Genomic DNA, 21,545 nt, shown 5'->3' on the forward strand with positions numbered 1-21,545 from the left:
ACGGCATGAACGAAGCAGACACCGCGCAGGAGCCCGCAGTGAAGGCCACGGCGCACCGCGACCCGGTAACCTTCGACGGCGTGGAGCTGGGCTCCCGGCTGATCATGGGCACCGGCGGCGCGCCCAGCCTCGACGGCCTCGGCGCCGCATTGGAAGCCTCCGGCACGGAGCTGACCACCGTGGCGATGCGCCGCTACTCCCCGGCGGAGAGCGGATCACTGTTCCAGCTGCTGGCCGACCGCAACATCCGGGTGCTGCCCAACACCGCAGGGTGCTTCACCGCCCGTGACGCGGTGCTCACCGCCGAACTGGCCCGCGAGGCGCTGGAGACGGACTGGGTGAAGCTCGAGGTGATCGCCGACGAACAGACGCTGCTTCCGGACGCCCTGGAACTGGCCGACGCCACCGAGCAGCTGGTGGCGCGCGGGTTCAAGGTCTTCGCCTACACGAACGACGATCCGGTCCTGGCGCTGCGCCTGGAGCACCTCGGCGCCACGGCCGTCATGCCGCTGGGCGCGCCGATCGGCACCGGCCTGGGCATCCTGAACCCGCACAACATCGAACTGATCGTCTCCCGGGCCTCGGTGCCCGTGGTCCTCGACGCCGGCATCGGCACGGCCTCGGATGCGGCGCTGGCCATGGAGCTGGGTTGCGATGCCGTGCTGCTGGCCACCGCGGTGACCCGGGCACAGAACCCGGTGCTGATGGGGGAGGCGTTCAAGCACGCCGTCGCCGCAGGCCGCCTGGCCCGGTTGGCCGGCCGCATCCCGCGCCGCGAGCACGCGCTGGCATCCTCCGGCATGGAAGGCCGCGCCGAGTTCCTCTAGGGACGGGCGACGAGCCGGACGGGGGAGCGGGGTAGCCTAGGCGCATGCAGATGCGCCTTGAAGTGATCCAGGTTCCGGTGGCCGACGTCGACGCGGCCAAGGAGTTCTATTCCGAACGGCTGGGGTTCGTGCTGGACCACGACGTCGAACACATCCCGGGCATGCGGGTGGTCCAGCTGACGCCGCCCGGCTCCGCGGCGTCGATCGTGATTGGAACGGGCATGACCGGCATGAAGGCCGGCAGCCTGGAGGGGCTGCAACTGGTCACGCCGGACCTGGCCGCGACGCGCGCGGAGCTGGTGGGCCGCGGGGCGGAGGTCAGCGAAATCGAGGATATGGGCGGCGTCCTGTTCGCCCACGTCAGCGATCCGGACGGCAACCGCTGGGTGCTGCAGCAGGCGCTGTAGGAGCCTAGGAGCGCAGGATCGCGTTCAGCCGCTCCGTGTCCTGGGCGGTGCGGGACCGGCCCAGGAGCACGACGGCGGCAACCGCGGCGGCCGCGGCAAGCAGCAGCGGCAGGATCCACGGCATCCAGGTCAGGCCCGGCTGGTAGCCGAGGCCCGCTGCCTGGAAGATGATCCAGCTGAGCATCCCCACCGTGAGGGCGACGCCGGCGGGTACGGCGATGCCGTACTTGGCATGCCGCTTGTCATTGGCCCAGACGACGAAGCCGGCGGCCACGGCCACCATCGCCACCACGATGAGGGAGAGCACAGCGGGTCCTAGAGGGCGCCGAAGCCGACGCGGCGGACCTCTTCGGCGCCGATCTCGACATAGCCGAGGACGTTGGCCGGCACGATGACCTGGCGGCCCTTCTCGTCGGTGAGGCGCAGCTCGGTGCCCTTGGCGATGGCCTCGCTGACCAGCGCCGCCACGGCGTCGGCGTCCTGGCCGGACTCCAGGGCGATTTCGCGGCCGATGTTCTGAATGCCGATCTTTACTTCCACAGCAAGGCCTCCCAGCCAATCAAAGTGTTCACGTTCCCCTAAAGGGGGTTTTCTATTTGTAGTCTAGGACTCTTTCGGGAAGCGGCTGATTCCGCGCCAAGCTAAACGGTAGATCAGGTCGCTGGCCACATCGAGGTCCAGGTTGCCGTCCGTTTCCAGCCAGTACCGGGCGCTGACCTGGGCCATGCCGGACAGGCCGCGGCCCAGCAGCTGGGCCTCCAGCAACGGAAGTTTGGTGTCCTCGGCGATGACCTTGGCGATCGCGTCGGCGAACGTCTTGTTGAAGGTTTCCAGCCGGCGGGCGACGTCGGCGTCGTTCACCAGGTCGGATTCGAACACCAGCCGGTGCGCCTGGTCATCGTGGGCGATGAACCTGAAGTAGGCCCGCATGACCGCCTGGACGCGTTCGTCGTTGTCGGTCGTGGAGTTCAATGCCCCCAGCAGCAGCGCGGTGAGGGTGGAGAGGTGGCTGTCCAGCAGCGCCAGGTACAGCTCACGCTTGGAGGGAAGTGCTGGTAGAGGACCGGCTTGCTCACGTGGGCGGTCTCGGCGATCTCATCCATGGCGGCACCGTGGTAGCCGTTCGCGACGAAGACCTCCTGCGCGGCGGCCAGCAGCTGGGCCCGGCGTTCATCGCGGGGCAGGCGTGCGGAACGCTGCCCGCCGGTGCGCGGCTGCGCCGCCGGCTTTCCGGTCTGTCCCCGATCAACCGGTGCCTGATGAACCACTCTGGGCCTTCTTTCCTCGCTGTTGGTTCCACAATACGCGGGGGTAATATGACTGGCGGCAACTTCGGGCATAGATTGAAGTATGGCTTCGAAGTTGACCGAGAACAGCACTCCCGCCGCAGCCGGCCAGGCTCCCGGCCCGCTGGTGGAACCGGCCGCCGACCTCACCCCGGCGGAGGTGGAACGGTATTCCCGCCACCTCATCATTCCGGAGATCGGATCCCTGGGCCAACGCCGCCTGAAGAACGCCAAGGTCCTGGTGATCGGCGCCGGCGGCCTCGGCTCGCCCACGCTGCTGTACCTGGCGGCCGCAGGCGTCGGGACGCTCGGGATCATCGACGACGACGACGTCGACCTGAGCAACCTGCAGCGCCAGGTGATCCACAGCGTCGCCGACGTCGGCCGGCCCAAGACCGAGTCGGCGCGGGACGCAATCGCCGCGCTGAACCCCCTCGTTGACGTCCGCCTGCACAACGTCCGGCTCGACGCGTCCAACGCCCTGGAGCTTTTCGCGGGATACGACCTGATTATCGACGGGGCGGACAACTTCGCCACCCGCTACCTGGTCAACGACGCGGCTGCCATCCTGGGCAAGCCTTACGTCTGGGGGTCGATCTTCCGCTTCGACGGCCAGGTCAGCGTGTTCTGGGAGCAGCACGGTCCCACCTACCGCGACCTGTACCCCGAGGCGCCCCCAGCCGGGTCCGTCCCCTCCTGCGGCGAGGGCGGCGTCTTCGGGATGCTGTGCGCCGCCGTCGGCTCTCTGATGGTTTCCGAGGCGGTCAAACTCATCACCGGCGTCGGCCGTTCCCTGCTGGGCCGGGTGGCGCTCTTCGACGCCCTGGGCGGCAGCTGGCGCGAAATCAAGGTCTCCCGCGACCCGGACGCGCCCCGGGTCACCGAACTGACCGACTACGAGGCGTTCTGCGGGATCACTCCGGCCGCCGACGCCGGCACCGAACACACGGTCACCGCCACCCAGCTGGCCACCATGCTCGCCTCCCGCAACGCGGGGCTTCGGCAGTTCGAGCTGGTGGACGTCCGGGAGAGCGGCGAGTACGACATCGTCCGGATCGAGGGCGCCCGGCTCATCCCGCAGGGCCGGATCCTCGCCGGCGAGGCGTGGGCCGAGCTGCCACAGGACACGGACATCGTGTTCCACTGCAAGGCCGGCACCCGGTCCGCGGCCGTCCTGGCCGCCGCCCGCGCCGCAGGATACGAGCGCGTCAGCCACCTCGAGGGCGGCATCCTCGCCTGGGTCCGGGACGTCGAGCCCGGCAAACCCGTCTACTGAAAGGCAACTCCATGGTCACGGACAACGGCACCACCCCGCAGCACCCCCTCGGCTCCGGATTCGGGCCCCGCACGACGGCGGCCGAAGCGGTAGCGGGAATCGACCTGCACGGCAGGACCGCCGTCGTCACCGGAGGCTATTCCGGGCTGGGCCTCGAAACGGTCCGGGCCCTGGCCTCCGCCGGCGCCAAGGTCATGGTCCCGGCGCGCCGGCCCGATCACGCCCGCGAGGTGCTGGATCAGGCCGGCCTCGACGGCGTGGCCGTGGCCGCACTGGACCTATCCGACCTGGACAGCGTCAGGAGCTTCGCGGCGGACTTCCTCGCCTCCGGTTTCCTCGGCGACGCCGGCAGCCTGGACATCCTGATCAACAACGCGGCCATCATGGCCAGCCCGGAGACCCGCGTCGGGCCCGGCTGGGAAGCGCAGTTCGCCACCAACCACCTGGGCCACTATGCCCTGGCCAACCTCCTGTGGCCCGCCCTGTCCGCCGGGGACGGGGCCCGGGTGGTGGCGTTGTCCTCCACCGGCCACAAGCTCTCGCCGGTCCGGTTCGAGGATCTGAACTTCGACTCCGGCTACGACAAGTGGCAGGCCTACGGCCAGGCCAAGACGGCCAATGCGCTCTTCGCCGTCGAACTCGACGCCCTGGGCAAATCCGCCGGGGTGCGTGCCTTCGCCGTGCACCCCGGCGGCATCATGACCGAACTGCAGCGCCACCTGCCCCGCGAGGAAATGATTGCCTCCGGCTGGATGGACGAGGCCGGGAACGTCAACGAACGCTTCAAGAACCCGGAGCAGGGCGCGGCAACCTCGGTCTGGGCCGCCACCTCTCCGCGGCTGACGGGAATGGGCGGGGTCTACTGCGAGGACTGCGACATCGCGGAGCCCACCGTTCCGGGCTCCCCGGAGGCCAGGGTCCGCGGCGTTGATGCCCACGCGATCGACCGCGGGGCGGCGGAAAAGCTGTGGCAGAAGTCGGCGGAATTGACCGGGATCAACGCGTTCGCGTAGGCGGCGTTCGCGGGAAGGCCAGGCAGGGAGGGTCAGCCGGGGTCCGGTCAGGCGAAAAGGCCAGGCTGGGGTCCGGTCAGGCGGATTCGCTTCGGTCCACCGGGCAGCCGGCCTCCGCGGCGCGCGGTGCCTTGCCGGCGGCAGGCTGGGCGGGCTGTTCGACGGTGATCCCGTAGACGGCCTCCAGGCCGGCGACGTAGTCGGCCTGCTGGCCGTTGGCCGCCAGCTCACGGGCGCGGACCGTCGGGACGTGCAGCAGCTGCTTGACCATGCGTCGGAGGGCGAACTCGACCTCCTCGGCGGCGGCGGTACAGCCGTGCCGGGCGCGGACCTTCTCCATCTCGGCGTCGAGGACGTCCATGGTGTGCCGGCGCAGGGCCACGATGGCGGAGTCCACGGACCGCGCCTCGCGCTCCTGCTCGAAGGCGGTGGCGGCCCCGGCCACGATGCCGCTGGCCTGGGTCAGGGACTCGGCCTGCTCCTGCGGCGCGGCGAGGCGGACAGATTCGAGGGTGAGGAGTTCGACGCCGTCGAGCTCGGCCACCGCGGGATCGAAGTCGTGGGTGAGCGCCAGGTCGATGGCGATCAGCGGCTGCGGCGAGGCCGAGCGGATGCGGGCCAGCTCATCGGCCTCGACCCGGCTGTCCGAGCCGCTGCAGCCGATCATGACGTCCGCCGCGGCGACGGCGCCCGGCAGGGAGTCGCTGTCCAGGGCGGTCCCGCCGCGGGTGGCGACGAAGCCGGCGGCGCGGCCGGAGGAGGAGAAGACGGAGATGTCGGTGCAGCCGCGTTCCCGCAGCAGGGACATGGTGGCGCCGGCGTAGGCGCCGGTGCCAAAGACCACGACCTTCTTGCTGGCCCAGTCGTTGCTCTCGGAGAGATCGGTGGCCAGGTCGAGGGCGACCGAGACGATCGAGAGGCCGCGGGAGCCGAGGGCGGTCTGCGCGCCCACATCCTTGGCGGTCTTCGACGCAGCCTGGAAGAGCCGGACGAGGCCGGAGCTGGCGGTTCCCTCGTGCTGGGCGGAGATCAGGGCGCGGCGCACCTGGCCGGCGATTTCGCGTTCGCCGACAACGGCGGAGTCCAGGCCGGAGCTGACGGCGAAGAGGTGCCGGCTGACGTCGGCGCCGGTGCGGGTGTTGAAGGCGCGGGAGACGAGCTGCTTGTTCAGGCCGCTGGTGTCGCTGATCCGGGAGATCAGGGCGGCGCGGGCCGCCTCGACGTCGTCGGGGTTCGGTGCCTCGCCGTAAATTTCGAACCGGTTGCAGGTGGAGAGCACCACGGCGCCGGCGACGGCGGGGGATTCTGCGAGGGCTGAAGTGGCAAGGCCGGAGGCACCGGTGCTCAATTGAGCAACGGTCTCGAGATCGATGTCGGCGTGTGTAGCCACCAATGAGAAAAGAACCACAGCACGACCATCATAGCTTTTTCGTGCTCCGGTAGAAGAGTTTCCGGACGTGGGACTGGGCACTCCCGGCTGTGAGCCGCAGCACATCGGCCGCCCGCGGCCGCCGTTTGACAGCCTGTCGTTATCTTTTGGGGCCGGTTTTGGGCAGAATCAAAGGCATGACTTCACGCGCGGCGGCACCCCACGACTCGACACTGGACGGAACGGACGGCACCCCCGGCGCCCAGGGCGGGCTCGACGCCGGCCACCCCCTGATGGACGGCCGCACCTCCGGGTCGCCGCTGATCACCGCCTACCGCGGCGGCACCCCCTCCCGCCGTCCCGTCTGGTTCATGCGCCAGGCCGGCCGTTCGCTGCCTGAATACCTCAAGGTCCGCGAGGGCGTGGCCATGCTGGATTCCTGCCTCCGCCCCGAGCTGGCCTCCGAAATCACCCTGCAGCCGGTCCGCCGGCACGACGTCGATGCGGCGATCTTCTTCTCCGACATCGTCATCCCGCTCAAGCTGGCCGGCGTCGGCGTCGACATCGTCCCCGGCGTCGGACCCGTCCTGGACGCCCCGGTCCGCACCGCCGCCGACGTCGCGGCCCTGCCCACCCTGACCTGGGAGGCGCTGGAACCGATCCGCGAGGCCGTCCGGCTGACCGTCGCCGAGCTCGGCACCACCCCGCTGATCGGCTTCGCCGGGGCCCCTTCACGCTGGCCGCCTACATGGTGGAGGGCCGTCCCTCCCGCGACCACCTGGGCCCGCGCACCATGATGCACGCTGACCCGGAAACCTGGACCGCGCTGGCCAACTGGGCCGCCGACGCCTCCGGCATGTTCCTGCGGGCCCAGCTCGAGGCCGGCGCCTCCGCCGCCCAGCTCTTCGACTCCTGGGCCGGCTCCCTCGGCCTGAACGACTACACCCGCTTTGTAGCCCCCGCCTCGGCCCGGGCCCTGGACCACGTCCGCCACCTCGGCGCCCCGCTGATCCACTTCGGCACCGGAACCTCGGAACTGCTGGTCGCCATGCGCGACGTGGGCGTGGACGTCGTCGGCGTCGACTACCGCCTGCCGCTGGACGAGGCCAACCGCCGCCTGGGCGGCACCGTGCCGCTGCAGGGCAACATCGACCCGGCCCTGCTGGCCGCCCCGTGGGAGGTGCTTGAGGCTCACGTCCGCGAGGTCATCGCTGCCGGTGCCGCCGCCCCCGGCCACGTGCTCAACCTGGGCCACGGCGTCCCGCCGGAAACCGACCCGGACGTTTTGACCCGCGTGGTGCAACTCATCCACTCCATCGCCCCCGAGTGAGCCCCGTGGCCCCCGACGACGCCCACGCCACCCACGCCGCCACCGCGGTGGTGGTGGGCGGCGGCATCTCCGGACTGCTGGCTGCCCGCCAACTGGCCGGGGCCGGCGTCCGCACCACGGTGCTCGAGGCCACAGGAACCTGGGGCGGCTGCGTCGGCAGCCACGTCGTCGCCGGCCTGACCCTGGACAGCGGCGCCGAATCCTTCGCCACCCGCTCCGACGCCGTCGCCGCGCTGGCCCGTGAACTGGGCCTGGGGCCGCAGATCGTCGCCCCGAACCCGGGCGGGGCCTGGGTGCAGTTGCCCGAAGGCCCGCGCGAACTGCCCAAAACCGGCGTGCTGGGCATCCCGGCGAACCCCTGGGACCCCGAGGTCCGCCGCACCCTGGGCCTGGCCGGCTCGCTCCGCGCCTGGGTCGACACGCTCCTGCCGGCGTCCGTGGGGACCGGGGGCGCCGCCACCAGCGTTGCCGCCCTGGTCCGCGCCCGGATGGGCCGCCGCGTCCTGGACCGGCTGGTCTCGCCGGTGGTGGGCGGCGTGCACTCGGCGGACCCGGCACTGCTCGACGTGGACATGGTGGCACCCGGCCTGCGGGCCGGGCTGCGCACCCACGGATCCCTCGCCGCTGCGGTCAAGGCCCAGCGCCGGGCGTCCACCCCCGCCACCCCTGCGGGCCCGGAGGGAGCGCCGCCCTGCAGAAGGCGGGCTCCGCCGTGGCCGGCCTCCGCGGCGGCATGTACACGCTGGTCACCGCGCTGCTGGCCGAACTCACGGACCTGGGCGTCACGCTCCGCGGCGGGACCCCTGGCGCCGCGGTCCGGCGGACCCTCACCGGCTGGCAGGTCACCGCCGGGGAGAGGAGTACGACGCCGAACGGCTGGTCGTCGCCGTCGAGGGCCCGGCCGCCGTCGGCCTGCTCTCCGGTGTCCTACCGGAAATCACCGCCCTGCGTCCCGCTGCCGGCCCGGACGTCAAGCTGGTCACCCTGGTGCTGGACCGGCCCGAGCTGGACACCGCCCCGCGCGGCACCGGGGTGCTGGTGGCCCCGCAAAGCCCCGGCATCCAGGCCAAAGCCCTCACCCACGCCACCGCCAAATGGGCCTGGCTGGACGAATCCACCGCCCCGGGCCTGCACGTCCTCCGGCTCTCCTACGGCCGGGGCGCCACGACGGGTGCCCCGGAGAGCGCACCCGCCGGCGCAAGGCCCGAACCCGACACCGAGGCGGACCTGCTGGAGGCGGCCCTCCGGGACGCCTCCACGCTGCTGGGCGTTGGCCTCTCCCGCGACGACCTCGTCGGGTGGGATGTGGTGCGCTGGGCGGGTGCCCTGCCGTTCGCGTCCCTGGGCCACAAACAACGCGTGGCCCGGGTCCGGGAACTCTGCGCCGCGGAGGGGGACCTCGCCGTCGTCGGCGGCTGGGTGGCCGGCAACGGTCTCGCCGCGATCGTCGCGGACACCCCCGCCAGATCGCCCCGCTGCTGCACGCCGACGCCCGGAATTCCGCACCCTGAACCCGGCCCCGCGGCCTCCCGTGGCGGCTCCGGACGTGCCTCCGCTAGCGGGAAAATAACGGTTCGGCAAATTTTCCCCGCCCACTGACCGGCCGCTACAGTCGATGACCATGGTTACGCACAGGTCCGAAGATTGTAGTTCGCCGACCGGCCATGGGGGACTCCGGCGCGGCACGGCAGCAGCGGCGCTCGGAGCGGTGCTGGTCCTTACGGCGGGAGTCCCCGCCACCCAGGCTGCAACGCCCACACCGAGCCCCGATGCCCCCACCGCGTCCGTCTCCGTGGGGCTCGGCGGCCTCATCGACGGATTGAGCGGCTCGTGGAGCCCGTCGCCGACGCCCACCGCCGACGACGAGTCCAGCCCCACCCCCACCCCTACCCGGAGCACCGCGCCGCCGACGTCCTCCTCGCCCGCGCCCAGCGGCACCCCCAGCCGGCCCTCCTCACCGTCGGCACCCGCTCCCGCCAGACCCGGAACCCCGGCTCCCGCCGCTCCCGGAACCGTGGCACCGGCTGTCCCGGCCCCCGCGGTTCCCGCTGTCCCCGCCTCCCCGGCGGCCGGGGCGGGCATCGCACCGGTGCCGGCTTTCAGCGAAGCCCCCGCCGCGCCGGGCACCGCCACGGCGACAGCGACCCCCGGCGCCGCCGGGACGCCCACGCCCGCGGGCAGCCCGACGTCGGCCAGCACCCGGGCCGCCGCGACGGCCGCCCCGGCAGCTGGAGCCCGGTCCGGCGACAGCATGCAGGCCGCCTCCGATGTGCAGCCCTTCGGCGGATCCGCCCTGGTGGGCTGGGGCATCTGCCTGGTGGCCGTCTCCCTCGGCGCCGGCGCCGTCTACCTCCGGATGCGACGGGCCTGACACGCCCGGCCCAGAGGCCACACGTGTGATGTTGATCACTTCTACGGCCTGTAGAAGTTCCCTGTTTCGACTTCATCTCGGGGAGGGGGCAGACTGGTACATATGAGCCACACTTCTGCCGAATCTGTCACCAAAACCGAAGAATCAGCCGAGCAGTTCTTTACGCTCTGGACAGTCTTCAAGCGCTCCTCCGACGTCCTCCGCAGCGGCGACGCGGCCGAGGATTTCGAGGCGCTCCTCGGCCGGCTTGCCGAGGACGGCGTGATCCACCGCGGCAGCTACGACGTCTCCGCCATGCGCGCTGACGCGGACATCATGGTCTGGCTGCACGGCCCGCAGCCCGAGGCCCTGCAGCGCGCGATCCGGGACATCCGCCGGAGTAAGCTCTTCGCCGGCACCGAGATCGCCTGGTCCGCCATGGGCGTCCACCGCGAGGCAGAATTCGCCAAGAACCACACCCCGGCCTTCTCCCGGAACGTGGAACCGGCCGAGTGGCTCTGCGTCTACCCCTTCGTCCGCTCCTACGAGTGGTACCTGCTGCCCGAGGCCGAGCGCGGCGCCATGCTCCGCGACCACGGCCTCCTGGGCCGCGACTTCCCCCAGGTCATCTCCAACACCGTGTCCTCCTTCGCCCTCGGCGACTGGGAATGGATCCTCGGCCTGGAAGCTCCGGAACTGGTGGACCTCGTGGACCTGATGCGCCACCTGCGGGCCACCGAAGCCCGCCACCACGTCCGCGAGGAAGTTCCGTTCTACACCGGCCGCCGCGTCAGCGCCGCCGAGGTCGCGGAAGTCCTCGCATGAGCCCGCTCGATCCCAAGGAAACCGCAATGACGCTGGAGAGCAACGTGACCGCTGAGAACGACCTGACCTCCGTCAACCCCGTCACCGAGGCGGGCCGCATGGCCCCCAAGGACTACGACGCCGTGCTCCTCGCCTCCTTCGGAGGCCCCGAGGGCCAGGACGACGTCATCCCGTTCCTGCGCAACGTCACCCGCGGCCGCGGCATCCCGGACGAGCGCCTCGAAGAGGTCTCGCACCACTACCGCGCCAACGGCGGCATCAGCCCCATCAACGCCCAGAACCGCGAGCTCAAGGCCGCCATGGAGGCCGAGCTGGCCAAGCGCGGCATCGAACTGCCGGTGTTCTGGGGCAACCGCAACTGGGACCCCTACATCCCGCAGACCCTGCAGGAGATCTACGACGCCGGGCACCGCAAGGTCCTGATGATCACCACCAGCGCCTACTCCTGCTACTCCAGCTGCCGCCAGTACCGCGAGGACATCGGCATGGCCCTGACCGAGACCGGCCTGGACGGCAAGCTCGAGGTGGACAAGGTCCGCCAGTACTTCGACCACCCCGGCTTCGTCGAACCGTTCGTCGAGGGCACCGCCGCCGGCCTGGCCGAGGTCCGCGCCCAGCTGGCCACCGCCGGAACGCCGGACGCCCCGGTGCACATCCTCTTCGCCACCCACTCCATCCCCACTCGCGACGCCGAGGCGTCCGGCCGCTCCGAGGGCGAACCGCGCCGGTTCGAACAGGACTCCGCCTACGCCGCGCAGCACCTCGCCACCGGCGGCGAGGTCATCCGCCGCGTCGAGGCCCAGACCGGTGACACCGCCCCGTGGTCCCTCGTCTACCAGTCCCGCTCCGGCGCCCCGCACGTGCCGTGGCTGGAGCCGGACATCAACGACGCCATCGAGGACCTGGCCGGCCAGGGCGTCAAGGGCGTCGTGATCGTGCCGCTCGGCTTCGTCAGCGACCACATGGAAGTCGTCTGGGACCTGGACACCGAGGCCCTCGAGACCTGCGAAAAGCTCGGCGTCGCCGCCACCCGCGTCCCCACCCCGGGTACGCACCGCAAGTTCGTCGCCGGCATCGTGGACCTGATCTCCGAACGGACCAGCTCCAACACCATCACCGAGCGTCCGCACCTGACCAAGCTCGGCCCGTGGTACGACGTCTGCCGCCCCGGCTGCTGCGCCAACTTCCGCGGTGAGAAGCCGACGATCTCCGGCGCCGACACCACTGTCGGCACGGGCCACGATCCCTACCCGGACGCCGCCGAGGCTGGCAAAGCGACCGGGCACGCCGCGCCGTGACCGTCCGGATCGGCACGAGGGCCAGCAAGCTCGCCCTCACCCAGACCCAGCAGACCGCGGACCAGTTGGCGGCCGTCGGCGGGTTCCCCGTGGAGCTGGTGCACATCCGCACCGACGGTGACGTCCTCACCGGCCCGCTGTCCCAGATGGGCGGCACCGGCGTCTTCGTCGCCGCCCTCCGCGACGCCCTGCTCCAGGACGCCTGCGATGTGGCCGTGCATTCGCTCAAGGACCTGCCCGTCGGCCCGGCCCTCGGCCTGAGCCTGGCCGCGACCCCGAAGCGCGTGGACGTCCGGGACGTGCTCTGCGCCCGGGACGGGCTCACCCTGGCCCAGCTGCCGGCCGGCGCCACGGTGGGCACCGGCTCGCCGCGGCGCGCCGCCCAGCTGCGCGCCGCCCGCCCGGACCTGGACATCCGCGACATCCGCGGCAACGTGGACACCCGCTTGGGCCGCGTGCCCGGGCTGCCGGGGAACGCCACCGACGCCGTGGTGCCGGGCAAGTCTTGCGACCTCGACGCCGTCGTGCTCGCCGCCGCCGGACTGCACCGCATCGGCCGGCTGGACGCCGTGAGCGAATACCTCGACCCCGACGTGATGCTCCCCGCCGCCGGGCAGGGCTCGCTGGCCATCGAGTGCCGCACCCCCGATGCCCCGCGCAAGGCCGGGTCCACCGAGGGCTCCCAGGGCGTCCTTGCCCAGGCCCTCGCGGCGCTGGATGACCCGGACACCCGCCTGGCCGTCACCGCCGAGCGGGCCCTGCTGGCCCGGCTCGAGGCCGGCTGCGCCGCCCCGGTGGGTGCCTATGCCTACCGCAAGGGCAGCATGCTGCACCTGGACGCCGTCGTCTGCGCCGTCGACGGCACCGCCAGCGTCCGGGACAAGAAGGCCACTGACGGGCTGACCGAGGTGGGCGCCACCCTGCTCGGCATCGAGCTCGCCGAGGCACTGCTCGCGGCCGGCGCGGCGGACATCGCCGACCTGACCGCTTCCTGAGGAGGACCACCAGCCTGATGGGACGCCGCAGCGCCACTTCCGGGGCGGACGGCACCGCCGTGCCGCGGCCGCTGGATGGCGCCCGCGTGCTGGTGACCCGCAGCCCCGACCGGGCCGGCGCGCTGGTGTCCGCGTTGCGCGCCACCGGCGCCGAGCCGCTACTGCTGCCGCTGATTGACTTCGAACAGGCCGCCGACCAGCACTCCCTGGGCGTGGCGTTCGACGCCCTCGGCGCCGGCGCCTACACCTGGCTGGTGGTCAGCAGCGTCACCACGGTCCAGGTCCTCCAGGAACTGGCCGCCGAGCGTGGCTCCGCGCTCAACGCCTGGCTTCCCGGCAGCCTGCAGATCGCCGCGATCGGCCCGGCCACCCGCCGCGTCCTCGAAGCCCTGGACATCCCCGTCGACCTGTCCCCGGCCGGGCAACAGTCAGGAGCGGGCCTGCTGGACATCTGGCCCGCCCGTGCCGGCAGCGTCTTCCTGCCCCAGGCAGACATCGCTGATCCGGCGCTGCGCCGCGGCCTCGCCGCCCGGGGCGCCGCCGTCCAGGCGGTCACCGCCTACCGCACGGTGGACTACCCGGCCGACCCGCGCCGGCGCATCACCACTACCGCCACCACCGATGGATCCGCCGACCGGGAGCCCGGACACGGCGCCCCCGTCCTGACCCCGGCGCAGGCCCGGGATGCGGTGGACGCCGGCACCCTGCACGCCGTCGTCGCCGCCTCCCCGAGCGCCGCCCGGCGGATCCACTCCGGGCTCACCCCGCTGGGGGAGTGCCGGCTCGTGGCGATCGGCCGTTCGACGGCGGCCCAGGCCGCGGCGCTCGGCCTGGAGGTCGCCGCCGTCGCCGAGGAGCCCACCGCCTCCGGGCTGGTGGCTGCCGTCGTCCACGCCCTGGTTCCGGACCGCCCGCACACTTTCCCCGACCGCCCACCACAGTGAAGGACCAGCCATGAGCTTCCCGACCCACCGCCCCCGCCGGCTCCGCACCACCCCCGCGATGCGCCGCCTGACGGCAGAACACCGGCTCAACGCGGCCGAACTGATCCTTCCCGCCTTCATCCGTGAGGGCCTCACCGAGCCCAACCCGATCGCGTCGATGCCCGGGGTGCAGCAGCACACCACCGATTCGCTCAAGCGCGCCGCCGCCGAGGCCGTGGAGCTGGGCGTGGGCGGCATCATGCTCTTCGGCATCCCCGCCGAGCGGGACGCCCGCGGCACCGCCTCCCTGGATCCCGAGGGCGTGCTGAACAAGGCCATCCGCGACGTCCGGGCTGAGGTGGGCGATGAGCTGGTGGTGATGAGCGACGTCTGCCTCGACGAGTTCACCGACCACGGCCACTGCGGTGTCCTGGACGGCAACGGCTACGTCGACAACGACGCCACCCTGGAGATCTACGGACAGATGGCGGTGGCCCAGGCCGAGGCCGGCGCCCATGTCCTCGGACCCTCCGGCATGATGGACGGCCAGATCGCCGTCATCCGCCAGGCCCTGGAACAGGCCGGCCACGCCAACACCGCCGTCGTGGCCTACGCCGCCAAGTACGCCTCCGCGTTCTACGGCCCGTTCCGCGAGGCCGTTGACTCCCAGCTCACCGGCGACCGCCGCACCTACCAGATGGACGCCGCCAACAGGCGCGAGGCCATCCTGGAAGTGGAACTGGACCTCGAGGAGGGCGCCGACATGGTGATGGTGAAGCCCGCCATGAGCTACCTGGACATCCTCGCCGACGTCGCCGCCATGAGCCCCGTCCCCGTGGCCGCCTACCAGATCTCCGGCGAGTACTCGATGATCGAGGCCGCCGCCGCGAACGGCTGGATCGACCGCCGCGCCGCCATCACCGAGTCCGTGCTGGGCATCAAGCGCGCCGGCGCCAACATGGTCCTGACCTACTGGGCCACCGAGCTCGCCGGCTGGCTGAAGGAGACCCGGTGAGCCACGCAGTGCAGCCGGACCCCGCGTCCGCCGCGAACCCCACCGCGCCGGTAGGCCCGGACACCATCCTGCTCGGCCTGAACACCTTCGGCGACGTCGGAGTTTTCCCGGACGGCCAGCCCGTCCCGCACGCCCAGGTGCTGCGCCAGCTGCTGGAGCAGGCGGAACTCGCCGACGAGGTGGGGCTGCACGCCTTCGGCGTGGGGGAGCACCACCGCCGCGACTTCGCCGTCTCGGCGCCCGAGGTCTTCCTCGCCGCCGCGGCCGCCCGCACCAAGAGAATCCGGCTCGGCTCAGCCGTCACCGTGCTCAGCTCCGATGACCCCATCCGGGTGTTCCAGCGCTTCGCCACCGTGGACGCGATCGCCAACGGCCGCGCCGAGGTCATGCTGGGCCGCGGCTCCTTCATCGAGTCCTTCCCGCTCTTCGGCCTGGACCTGGCCGACTACGAGGTCCTGTTCGAAGAAAAGCTCGAACTCTTCGACAAGGTCCGGGCGCAGAAACCCATCAAATGGGAGGGCCGCACCCGGGCACCCATCAACGGGCTGAGCGTCTACCCGCCGCTGGAGCACCACCTGCTGCCGGCCTGGATCGGCGTCGGCGGCACCCCCGAGTCCGTGCTCCGCTGCGCCCAGTACGGCTACCCGATCATCTTCGCCATCATCGGCGGGGCGCCCCGGGCCTTCGGGCCGCTGGCGGGGCTGTACCGGGAGGCGATGGAAAAGTACGGCCACCCCCTGCAGCAGGTCGCCACCCACTCGCCAGGGCACGTCGCCGCCACCGACGAGGAGGCGCGGGAGGAGTTCTTCCCGCACTGGCTGGCGCAGCGGAACCAGCTTGGTTCCGAACGCGGCTGGGGTCCGGGCAGCCGGGCCGAGTTCGACCAGCTGTGCAGTCCCGAGGGGGCGCTCTACGTCGGTTCGCCGGAGACGGTGGCAGCGAAGATTGCCCTGCTCAAGCGGAACCTGGGCGCAGACCGCTTCGACCTCAAGTACAGCAACGGCACCCTGCCGCACGCCGCCATGATGCGCTCCATCGAGCTGTTCGGCACCGACGTGGCCCCGCGCGTCGCCGTCCTGCTGGCCGGGGAGACCGAGACGGGCAGCCGGACCCCCGGCTCCCGGAACTGAAAGAATAGGATTCATGACTTCCAGCCACCACCGCAATGAGGAACTGTTCGACCGAGCCCGCGGGCTGATGCCCGGCGGCGTGAACTCCCCGGTCCGGGCCTTCGGCTCGGTGGGCGGTACGCCGCGGTTCATGGTCTCCGCCAAGGGCGCCTACCTGACCGACGCCGACGGCGACCAGTACGTGGACTTGGTCTGCTCCTGGGGTCCGGCGCTGCTGGGCCACGCCCACCCGGCCGTGCTCACCGCCGTCCACCAGGCCGTCGACAGGGGCCTGTCCTTCGGCGCCTCCACCCCGGACGAGGCGAACCTCGCCGCGCTGGTCCGCGAACGCGTCCCCGCCGCGGAACGGGTCCGGATGGTCTCCACCGGCACCGAGGCCACCATGACCGCCATCCGGCTGGCCCGCGGCTACACCGGCCGCAACCTGGTCATCAAGTTCGCCGGCTGCTACCACGGCCACCTCGACGGCCTGCTCGCCGCCGCCGGTTCCGGCTTGGCCACCCTGGCGCTTCCGGGCTCCGCGGGCGTCACCGCCGCCACCGCCGCGGAAACCCTCGTGCTGCCCTACAACGACCTCGCCGCCGTCGAGGCCGCCTTCGCCGCGCACGGGCCCAACATCGCAGCCGTCATCACGGAGGCCGCACCCGCGAACATGGGCGTCGTGACCCCGGGGGAGGGCTTCAACGCGGGCCTGTCCCGGATCACCCGGGAGCACGGCGCGCTGCTGATCCTGGACGAGGTCCTCACCGGCTTCCGCACCGGCTACGCCGGCTACTGGGGCCTCACCGGGGGCGCGGCCGACGCCGCCGAACCGTGGGCTCCGGACCTGCTGACCTTCGGCAAGGTGATCGGCGGCGGCATGCCGACGGCGGCCCTGGGCGGCCGCGCGGACGTGATGGACTACCTCGCCCCCGTGGGCCCGGTCTACCAGGCCGGCACGCTCTCCGGTAACCCGGTAGCCATGGCCGCCGGCGTCGCGACCCTCACGCACGCCACCGCGGAGGTCTACGACTTCGTCGACGCCCGCTCCCTGGAACTCTCCGGCGCCCTGTCCGAGGCGCTGGACGCCGCCGGCGTCGACCACTCCATCCAGCGGGCCGGGAACCTGTTCTCCGTGGCCTTCGGGACCTCCGCCCGCGGCGTGCACAACTACGACGACGCCCAGGGCCAGGAAGTTTTCCGGTACGCGCCGTTCTTCCACTCCATGCTGGACTCCGGGGTGTACCTGCCGCCGTCGGTCTTCGAGGCCTGGTTCCTGTCCGCCGCGCACGACGACGCCGCCATGAACCGGATCTTCGACGCGCTCCCGGCCGCCGCTAAGGCCGCCGCGGCCGCCACCGCCTGACCGGCGCCTAAACGACTGAAGGCACCCGCCGCGGCGGGTGCCTTCAGTCGTTTAAGGAGGTGCTGCTAGAGGACGTCCGCCAGGAAGCCGCGGAGCCGTTCGGTCCGCGGGGCGGTGAAGACCTGCTCCGGGGCGCCGGACTCCACCACCTTGCCGGCGTCCATGAACGTCACGGTGTCCGAGACGTTGCGGGAGAAGCCCATCTCGTGGGTCACCACCACCATGGTCATGCCGCCCTTGGCCAGGTCGGCCATGAGTGCCAGGACGCCCTTGACCAGCTCCGGGTCCAGCGCCGAGGTGGCCTCGTCGAAGAACATCACCTCGGGCTTCATGGCCAGCGCCCGGGCGATCGCCACGCGCTGCTGCTGGCCGCCGGAGAGGTTCGCGGGCCGGGAATCGGCCTTGTGCTTCAGGCCCACCAGATCCAGCTGCGCCAGGGCCTCCTCGCGGGCCTGCTCCTTGGACATGCCGCGGAGCTTGCGCAGGGCCAGGGAGACGTTCTCCTCCACGGTCTTGTGCGGGAAGAGGTTGAACTGCTGGAAGACCATACCGATGCGGCGGCGCAGCTCATCCGGGTTGTCCTTGAGCACGGACCGGCCGTCGAGCAGGATGTCGCCCTGGTCCGGTTCGATCAGCCGGTTCATCACCCGCAACAGCGTCGACTTGCCGGAGCCGGAGGGGCCGATCACGGAGGCCGTGGTGCCCTTCTCGACGTGCAGGTCGATGCCGCGCAGGACGTGGTTCGACCCGAAGGACAGGTGGATGTTCTTCGCCGTCAGTGATCCGGACGCGAATTCGCTCATGCCTGGGCTCCCTTTCCGACGACGGCGGCAGCCTCGTCCGGTTGCTTCTTTTCCGGCCGGCCGGAACGCAGCCGGCGGTCGATCCAGTTGACGAAGTGCGTCAGCGGGACGGTCATGGCCAGGTAGAACACCGCGGCCGCCACGTACGGCGAGAGGTTGCCGCTGTTGCTGGCCGCGTCCTTGCCGATCTGGAAGATCTCCCGCTCGCTGGCAATGAGGCCGAGCATGAAGACCAGGGAGGACTCCTTAATCAGCGCGATGAACTGGTTGACCAGCGCGGGCAGCACCCGGCGGACGCCCTGGGGTACCACCACCAGGCGCATCGCCGGGCCGTAGCCGAAGCCCAAGGCCCGGGTGGCCTCGAGCTGGCCCTTGTCCACGCTCTGGATGCCGGAACGGAAGATCTCGCCGATGTAGGCCGCGGACATCAGGGACAGCGCCGCGATGGCCATCGGGTAGGGGCTGGTCGACCCGGTCAGCTGCCGGTAGATCGGCCCGAACCCCAGCCCGATGGCCAGGATGGTGAGGATGGGCGGCAGGCCGCGGAACACATCGGTGTAGATGCGGGCCACCCAGCGGGCGGCAGCGTTCCGGGAGATCCCCATCAGGGCAAGGAGCATGCCGAGGACTGTTCCGATGACGCCGGACGAGATGGCCAGCACCAGGGTGTTCGGCAGTCCGACGGCGAACATCTTGGGTACGACGGCCCAGATGGCATTCCAGTCAAAGAATGTTTCGGAGAGCAGTTTGAGGATATCCATGGAGCGCCTCCGCTACTTTGCGGGGACCTGGACGGCCTTGCTGCCCGGCTTCCAGCCCTGCGGGGTCTGTTCCTTGGCAGTGGGGCGGTCCGTGTACCACTGGGCGGTCAGCTTGGTCCAGGTGCCGTCGGCGATCACGGCATCGAGGCCGGCGTTCAGCGCGTCGATCAGCGGCTGGTTGTCCTTGTTCACGGCGTAGGCAGTGAAGTTCTGGGTGTTGACAACCTTTTCGGCGATCTTGGTGTTGTCGCCGTCCTTGACCTGGCCGGTGGCCTGCTGCGACGGGGCCACCCAGGCGTCAACCTGGCCGGACTTCACGTTCGCGTAGACGGTGTTGTAGTCCGGGAAGCGGACCGGCTCGAGCTTGAGGGTGTTGGTGACGTAGTCGTCCTGGACGGTGCCCTGGACGACGCCGATGCGGACGCCGTCCTTGAGGTCCGCGAAGCCCTTGATCTTGGAGTCGCTCTTGGTCACGACGGCCATGTAGCCGAAGTCGTAGCCGTTGGTGAAGCCCACGGTTTCGCGGCGCTTGTCCGTGGTGGAGATCGAGGAGGATCCGACGTCGAACTGCTTGTTCTTGACCTGGGAGAGCAGGGCGGAGAAGTCGGTGGAGGCGAACTCCACCTTCAGGCCCAGCTTCGCGCCGATGGCCCGCAGCAGCTCGTTGTCGTAGCCGGTGAACTTGCCGGAGGGATCGATGAAGATGTTCGGCGGGGCGTCGGAGAGGGTGCCCACGCGCAGGGTGCCGTCGCTGATGAGGCCGAGCTTGGACTTGTCGATCTTGTCCAGGGCCGGGACATCCTTGGTGGTGTACTTGTCCAGGGAGGTCTGGTCGCTGCCCTGGAGGGCATCAGTCGGGGAGCCCGAGCTCTGGGCGGACCCGCCGCCGCACGCGGCGAGGGAGACCGACAGGGCCACGGCCACCGGAAGGGCGGTGAGCCACTTCAAGGCTTTGCTTTTCATCACGCAATCACTTTCGTCTGAAGTCCTGGGGCGGCGGCGGGACAGCAGGTCCGGCCGCCGGAGGGCATGCCGCACCAGGGCGGCACCGCAAAAGATAATTGTGTCACCGGGGCGTTGGGCCGGATCAAATCGAATTTCCGGGCGCTGTGACAGGGTGCGAGCGAACAACGCGCGTGTCATGTGGGCTGTGTGGCTTGAGAGCGGCGGCCACCGAACAATGCACAGAATCCCGTCCGGTGTGGTGAGGCGTCCGGGCTGTGTGGAAGCTGTGTGTGGTCCGTCTCATTCTGCCGATCAGACGCCCAAAAGCAGGGTTCCGGGCGCTCTTCCGAGCGGGACGTGTCGATTTATGACGCCACAGCCCGGCTTCCGCGGTGCGGCTAGAAGCCGCCGCCGCTGGCGTCCTCGGGCGGCAGGACGGGCCAGTCACCCTCGATCACTGCGGCCGGCTTGGTCTTCCGCAGGTAGCTCTGGAAGTCCGCTGCCTGGGCGGTGGCCCATTCCACCTGCAGCTGGTGCAGGTTGGCCGCCGGCATCCGAAGCTTCGGGAACTTTCCGGCCATCGCGTCCAGGACCCGCAGGGTGGCGAGCGCGTCGGCGGCAGAGGTGTGGGCGTTGTCCAGGTCCACGCCGTATTCCTCGCAGAGGGCCGTCAGCGTGCGCTTGCCCTTGCGGTAGCGGTCCACCTGCTTGTTCATGATGTACGGGTCCAGGACCGGGTAACGGTGCAGCTGGGGCACCCCGTAGCGCGCGGATTCCGCCGCGAGGACCGTGAAGTCGTAGCTGGCGTTGAAGGCGATCACGGGCACCCCGGCGTCGAACAGTTCCTGCAGCACCCCGGCGAGTTCCCGGACCACCTCAGCGGCGGGGCGTCCCTCGCTGCGGGCACGCTCCGTGGTGACGCCGTGGATGTCGCTGGCCTCGGTGGGGATCTCGACGCCGGGATCGGCGAGCCACTCGTGCTCCTTGATGACGGCGCCGTCCCCGTCGACCACGGTCACCGACGCCGTCACGATCCGGGCCGCGCGGGAATTCCGGCCGGTGGTTTCGAGGTCGAATGCTGCGCGGGGAGGGTGTGCCAGGTGCTCATGCAATTACGCTACCTGCTGCCACGGACAGTCTTGGGCAGCGACCTGCGGCCGGGGCGCGGAGGCGGCGACGGTACCCTTGATGGCATGCGGATGGAGTACGTGGAGGCGGTGCTGGAGCTCGGTGCGATGGTGCCTGCCGGGTCCGCCGTCGCCTATGGCGACGTGTCGGAGCTGCTGGGTTCCGGCGGCCCCCGGCAGGTCGGTGCGGTGCTCAGCCACCACGGCAGCTCGATTCCCTGGTGGCGCATCATCCGGGCCAGCGGCGAGGCACCGCCGGGCCACGAGCGGGACGCGCTCGCCCACTACCTGACCGAGGGGACACCCCTGCGCGGTGATGTCCGGGACTTCCAGCGCAGCGGCGAGGGCCGGTGGCGGGTGGACCTTGCGGCTGCCCGTTGGGCGCCCACCGACGAGGAATTCGCCGCGATCGACGCCGTGGCGGAGCGGCTGGAGCCCGCCAGCCGGAAACTGTCGGTGCCCGATGATGAAATGTTTGTGTGAGTAGCCCCAGCCACCGCCCCGCCGCCTTAAGTGACAC

Annotated in this window: 20 protein-coding genes and 4 pseudogenes; 16 read left to right on the forward strand and 8 right to left on the reverse strand. The window is 71.0% G+C overall.

All coding sequences use genetic code 11. The features are described 5' to 3' along the window. The first annotated feature begins 5 nt into the window (after positions 1-5). Both ACRQ5B_RS11010 and ACRQ5B_RS11015 read left to right on the forward strand, forming a co-directional pair. Positions 6-827 carry a thiazole synthase gene (locus ACRQ5B_RS11010; RefSeq protein WP_290255750.1) on the forward strand — a complete coding sequence of 274 codons (822 nt, stop codon included), beginning with the start codon at positions 6-8 and terminating at the stop codon, positions 825-827. Between the two features lie 44 nt (positions 828-871). After that, positions 872-1,234: a VOC family protein gene (locus tag ACRQ5B_RS11015; RefSeq protein ID WP_432393839.1), complete on the forward strand. Its 363-nt coding sequence runs from the start codon at positions 872-874 to the stop codon at positions 1,232-1,234. Between the two features lie 4 nt (positions 1,235-1,238). On the opposite strand, the gene ACRQ5B_RS11020 is transcribed toward ACRQ5B_RS11015, so the two are convergent. The 3 genes and pseudogenes from ACRQ5B_RS11020 to ACRQ5B_RS11030 all read right to left on the reverse strand — a co-directional run bounded on the left by ACRQ5B_RS11020 (position 1,239) and on the right by ACRQ5B_RS11030 (position 2,502). Next, the gene (locus tag ACRQ5B_RS11020) at positions 1,239-1,541 is read right to left on the reverse strand and encodes a hypothetical protein (protein WP_432393841.1); all 303 of its coding nucleotides are present in this window, start codon (positions 1,539-1,541) and stop codon (positions 1,239-1,241) included. Between the two features lie 8 nt (positions 1,542-1,549). Further along, complete coding sequence (locus ACRQ5B_RS11025; RefSeq protein ID WP_412883562.1) at positions 1,550-1,774, reverse strand: DUF3107 domain-containing protein; 225 nt, start codon at positions 1,772-1,774, stop codon at positions 1,550-1,552. 63 nt (positions 1,775-1,837) lie between these two features. Continuing rightward, positions 1,838-2,502: pseudogene (locus ACRQ5B_RS11030) on the reverse strand (TetR/AcrR family transcriptional regulator). Positions 2,503-2,584: 82 nt separating this feature from the next. Between ACRQ5B_RS11030 and moeB the strand changes: the two are divergent. Together moeB and ACRQ5B_RS11040 are read left to right on the forward strand one after the other, a co-directional pair. Beyond that, on the forward strand, positions 2,585-3,796 hold the full coding sequence (gene moeB / locus ACRQ5B_RS11035; RefSeq protein ID WP_432393842.1) for a molybdopterin-synthase adenylyltransferase MoeB: 1,212 nt from the start codon (positions 2,585-2,587) through the stop codon (positions 3,794-3,796). An 11-nt stretch (positions 3,797-3,807) separates the two neighbouring features. Next, positions 3,808-4,809, forward strand: coding sequence for an SDR family NAD(P)-dependent oxidoreductase (locus tag ACRQ5B_RS11040; protein ID WP_432393844.1), 1,002 nt, complete (start codon positions 3,808-3,810; stop codon positions 4,807-4,809). 76 nt (positions 4,810-4,885) lie between these two features. On the opposite strand, the gene ACRQ5B_RS11045 is transcribed toward ACRQ5B_RS11040, so the two are convergent. After that, positions 4,886-6,217, reverse strand: coding sequence for a glutamyl-tRNA reductase (locus ACRQ5B_RS11045; protein ID WP_432393846.1), 1,332 nt, complete (start codon positions 6,215-6,217; stop codon positions 4,886-4,888). A gap of 158 nt (positions 6,218-6,375) precedes the next feature. Here ACRQ5B_RS11045 and hemE point away from each other — a divergent pair. From hemE to hemL, 11 genes and pseudogenes are all read left to right on the forward strand, one after another. Then, positions 6,376-7,508 (forward strand): annotated as a pseudogene (gene hemE / locus ACRQ5B_RS11050) (uroporphyrinogen decarboxylase). A gap of 53 nt (positions 7,509-7,561) precedes the next feature. Then, positions 7,562-8,077 (forward strand): annotated as a pseudogene (locus ACRQ5B_RS11055) (protoporphyrinogen/coproporphyrinogen oxidase); the annotation flags it as partial. A gap of 418 nt (positions 8,078-8,495) precedes the next feature. Beyond that, entirely contained in the window at positions 8,496-9,107 is a 612-nt protein-coding gene (locus ACRQ5B_RS11060) for a hypothetical protein (protein ID WP_432398804.1), read from the forward strand. A 109-nt stretch (positions 9,108-9,216) separates the two neighbouring features. Continuing rightward, positions 9,217-9,879, forward strand: a complete 663-nt coding sequence (locus ACRQ5B_RS11065; protein WP_432393847.1) for a hypothetical protein — start codon at positions 9,217-9,219, stop codon at positions 9,877-9,879. A 102-nt stretch (positions 9,880-9,981) separates the two neighbouring features. After that, positions 9,982-10,683, forward strand: a complete 702-nt coding sequence (gene hemQ, locus ACRQ5B_RS11070; protein ID WP_290255731.1) for a hydrogen peroxide-dependent heme synthase — start codon at positions 9,982-9,984, stop codon at positions 10,681-10,683. After that, positions 10,680-11,981, forward strand: a complete 1,302-nt coding sequence (locus tag ACRQ5B_RS11075) for a ferrochelatase (protein ID WP_432393850.1) — start codon at positions 10,680-10,682, stop codon at positions 11,979-11,981. Before hemQ ends, ACRQ5B_RS11075 begins: the two co-directional genes overlap by 4 nt. Then, positions 11,978-12,976: a hydroxymethylbilane synthase gene (gene hemC, locus ACRQ5B_RS11080; RefSeq protein WP_432393852.1), complete on the forward strand. Its 999-nt coding sequence runs from the start codon at positions 11,978-11,980 to the stop codon at positions 12,974-12,976. The genes ACRQ5B_RS11075 and hemC overlap by 4 nt, the downstream gene beginning before the upstream one ends. 17 nt (positions 12,977-12,993) lie before the next feature. Continuing rightward, on the forward strand, positions 12,994-13,920 hold the full coding sequence (locus ACRQ5B_RS11085; protein ID WP_432393854.1) for a uroporphyrinogen-III synthase: 927 nt from the start codon (positions 12,994-12,996) through the stop codon (positions 13,918-13,920). Between the two features lie 10 nt (positions 13,921-13,930). After that, positions 13,931-14,914: a porphobilinogen synthase gene (gene hemB, locus ACRQ5B_RS11090; RefSeq protein ID WP_432393856.1), complete on the forward strand. Its 984-nt coding sequence runs from the start codon at positions 13,931-13,933 to the stop codon at positions 14,912-14,914. After that, on the forward strand, positions 14,911-16,044 hold the full coding sequence (locus tag ACRQ5B_RS11095) for an LLM class flavin-dependent oxidoreductase (RefSeq protein WP_432393858.1): 1,134 nt from the start codon (positions 14,911-14,913) through the stop codon (positions 16,042-16,044). Before hemB ends, ACRQ5B_RS11095 begins: the two co-directional genes overlap by 4 nt. Before the next feature lie 13 nt (positions 16,045-16,057). Continuing rightward, positions 16,058-17,389 (forward strand): glutamate-1-semialdehyde 2,1-aminomutase, encoded by a 1,332-nt coding sequence (gene hemL, locus ACRQ5B_RS11100; protein WP_432393859.1) that lies wholly within the window; start codon positions 16,058-16,060, stop codon positions 17,387-17,389. Positions 17,390-17,454: 65 nt separating this feature from the next. Here hemL and ACRQ5B_RS11105 read toward each other — a convergent pair whose 3' ends face one another. From ACRQ5B_RS11105 to ACRQ5B_RS11120, 4 genes and pseudogenes are all read right to left on the reverse strand, one after another. After that, entirely contained in the window at positions 17,455-18,192 is a 738-nt protein-coding gene (locus ACRQ5B_RS11105) for an amino acid ABC transporter ATP-binding protein (protein ID WP_412883549.1), read from the reverse strand. Continuing rightward, a complete protein-coding gene (locus tag ACRQ5B_RS11110; RefSeq protein WP_432393861.1) occupies positions 18,189-18,953 on the reverse strand; it encodes an amino acid ABC transporter permease in 765 nt (254 codons plus the stop codon). Before ACRQ5B_RS11110 ends, ACRQ5B_RS11105 begins: the two co-directional genes overlap by 4 nt. Before the next feature lie 12 nt (positions 18,954-18,965). Next, positions 18,966-19,916: an ABC transporter substrate-binding protein gene (locus ACRQ5B_RS11115; RefSeq protein WP_432393862.1), complete on the reverse strand. Its 951-nt coding sequence runs from the start codon at positions 19,914-19,916 to the stop codon at positions 18,966-18,968. Positions 19,917-20,296: 380 nt separating this feature from the next. Then, a pseudogene (locus ACRQ5B_RS11120) lies at positions 20,297-21,006 on the reverse strand (3'-5' exonuclease). A gap of 85 nt (positions 21,007-21,091) precedes the next feature. On the opposite strand from ACRQ5B_RS11120, the gene ACRQ5B_RS11125 reads away from it, so the two are divergent. Continuing rightward, entirely contained in the window at positions 21,092-21,508 is a 417-nt protein-coding gene (locus tag ACRQ5B_RS11125) for an MGMT family protein (RefSeq protein ID WP_432393864.1), read from the forward strand. Positions 21,509-21,545: the final 37 nt, after the last annotated feature.

The sequence above is a fragment of the Pseudarthrobacter sp. L19 genome (assembly GCF_050859435.1).
Taxonomy (GTDB): domain Bacteria; phylum Actinomycetota; class Actinomycetes; order Actinomycetales; family Micrococcaceae; genus Arthrobacter.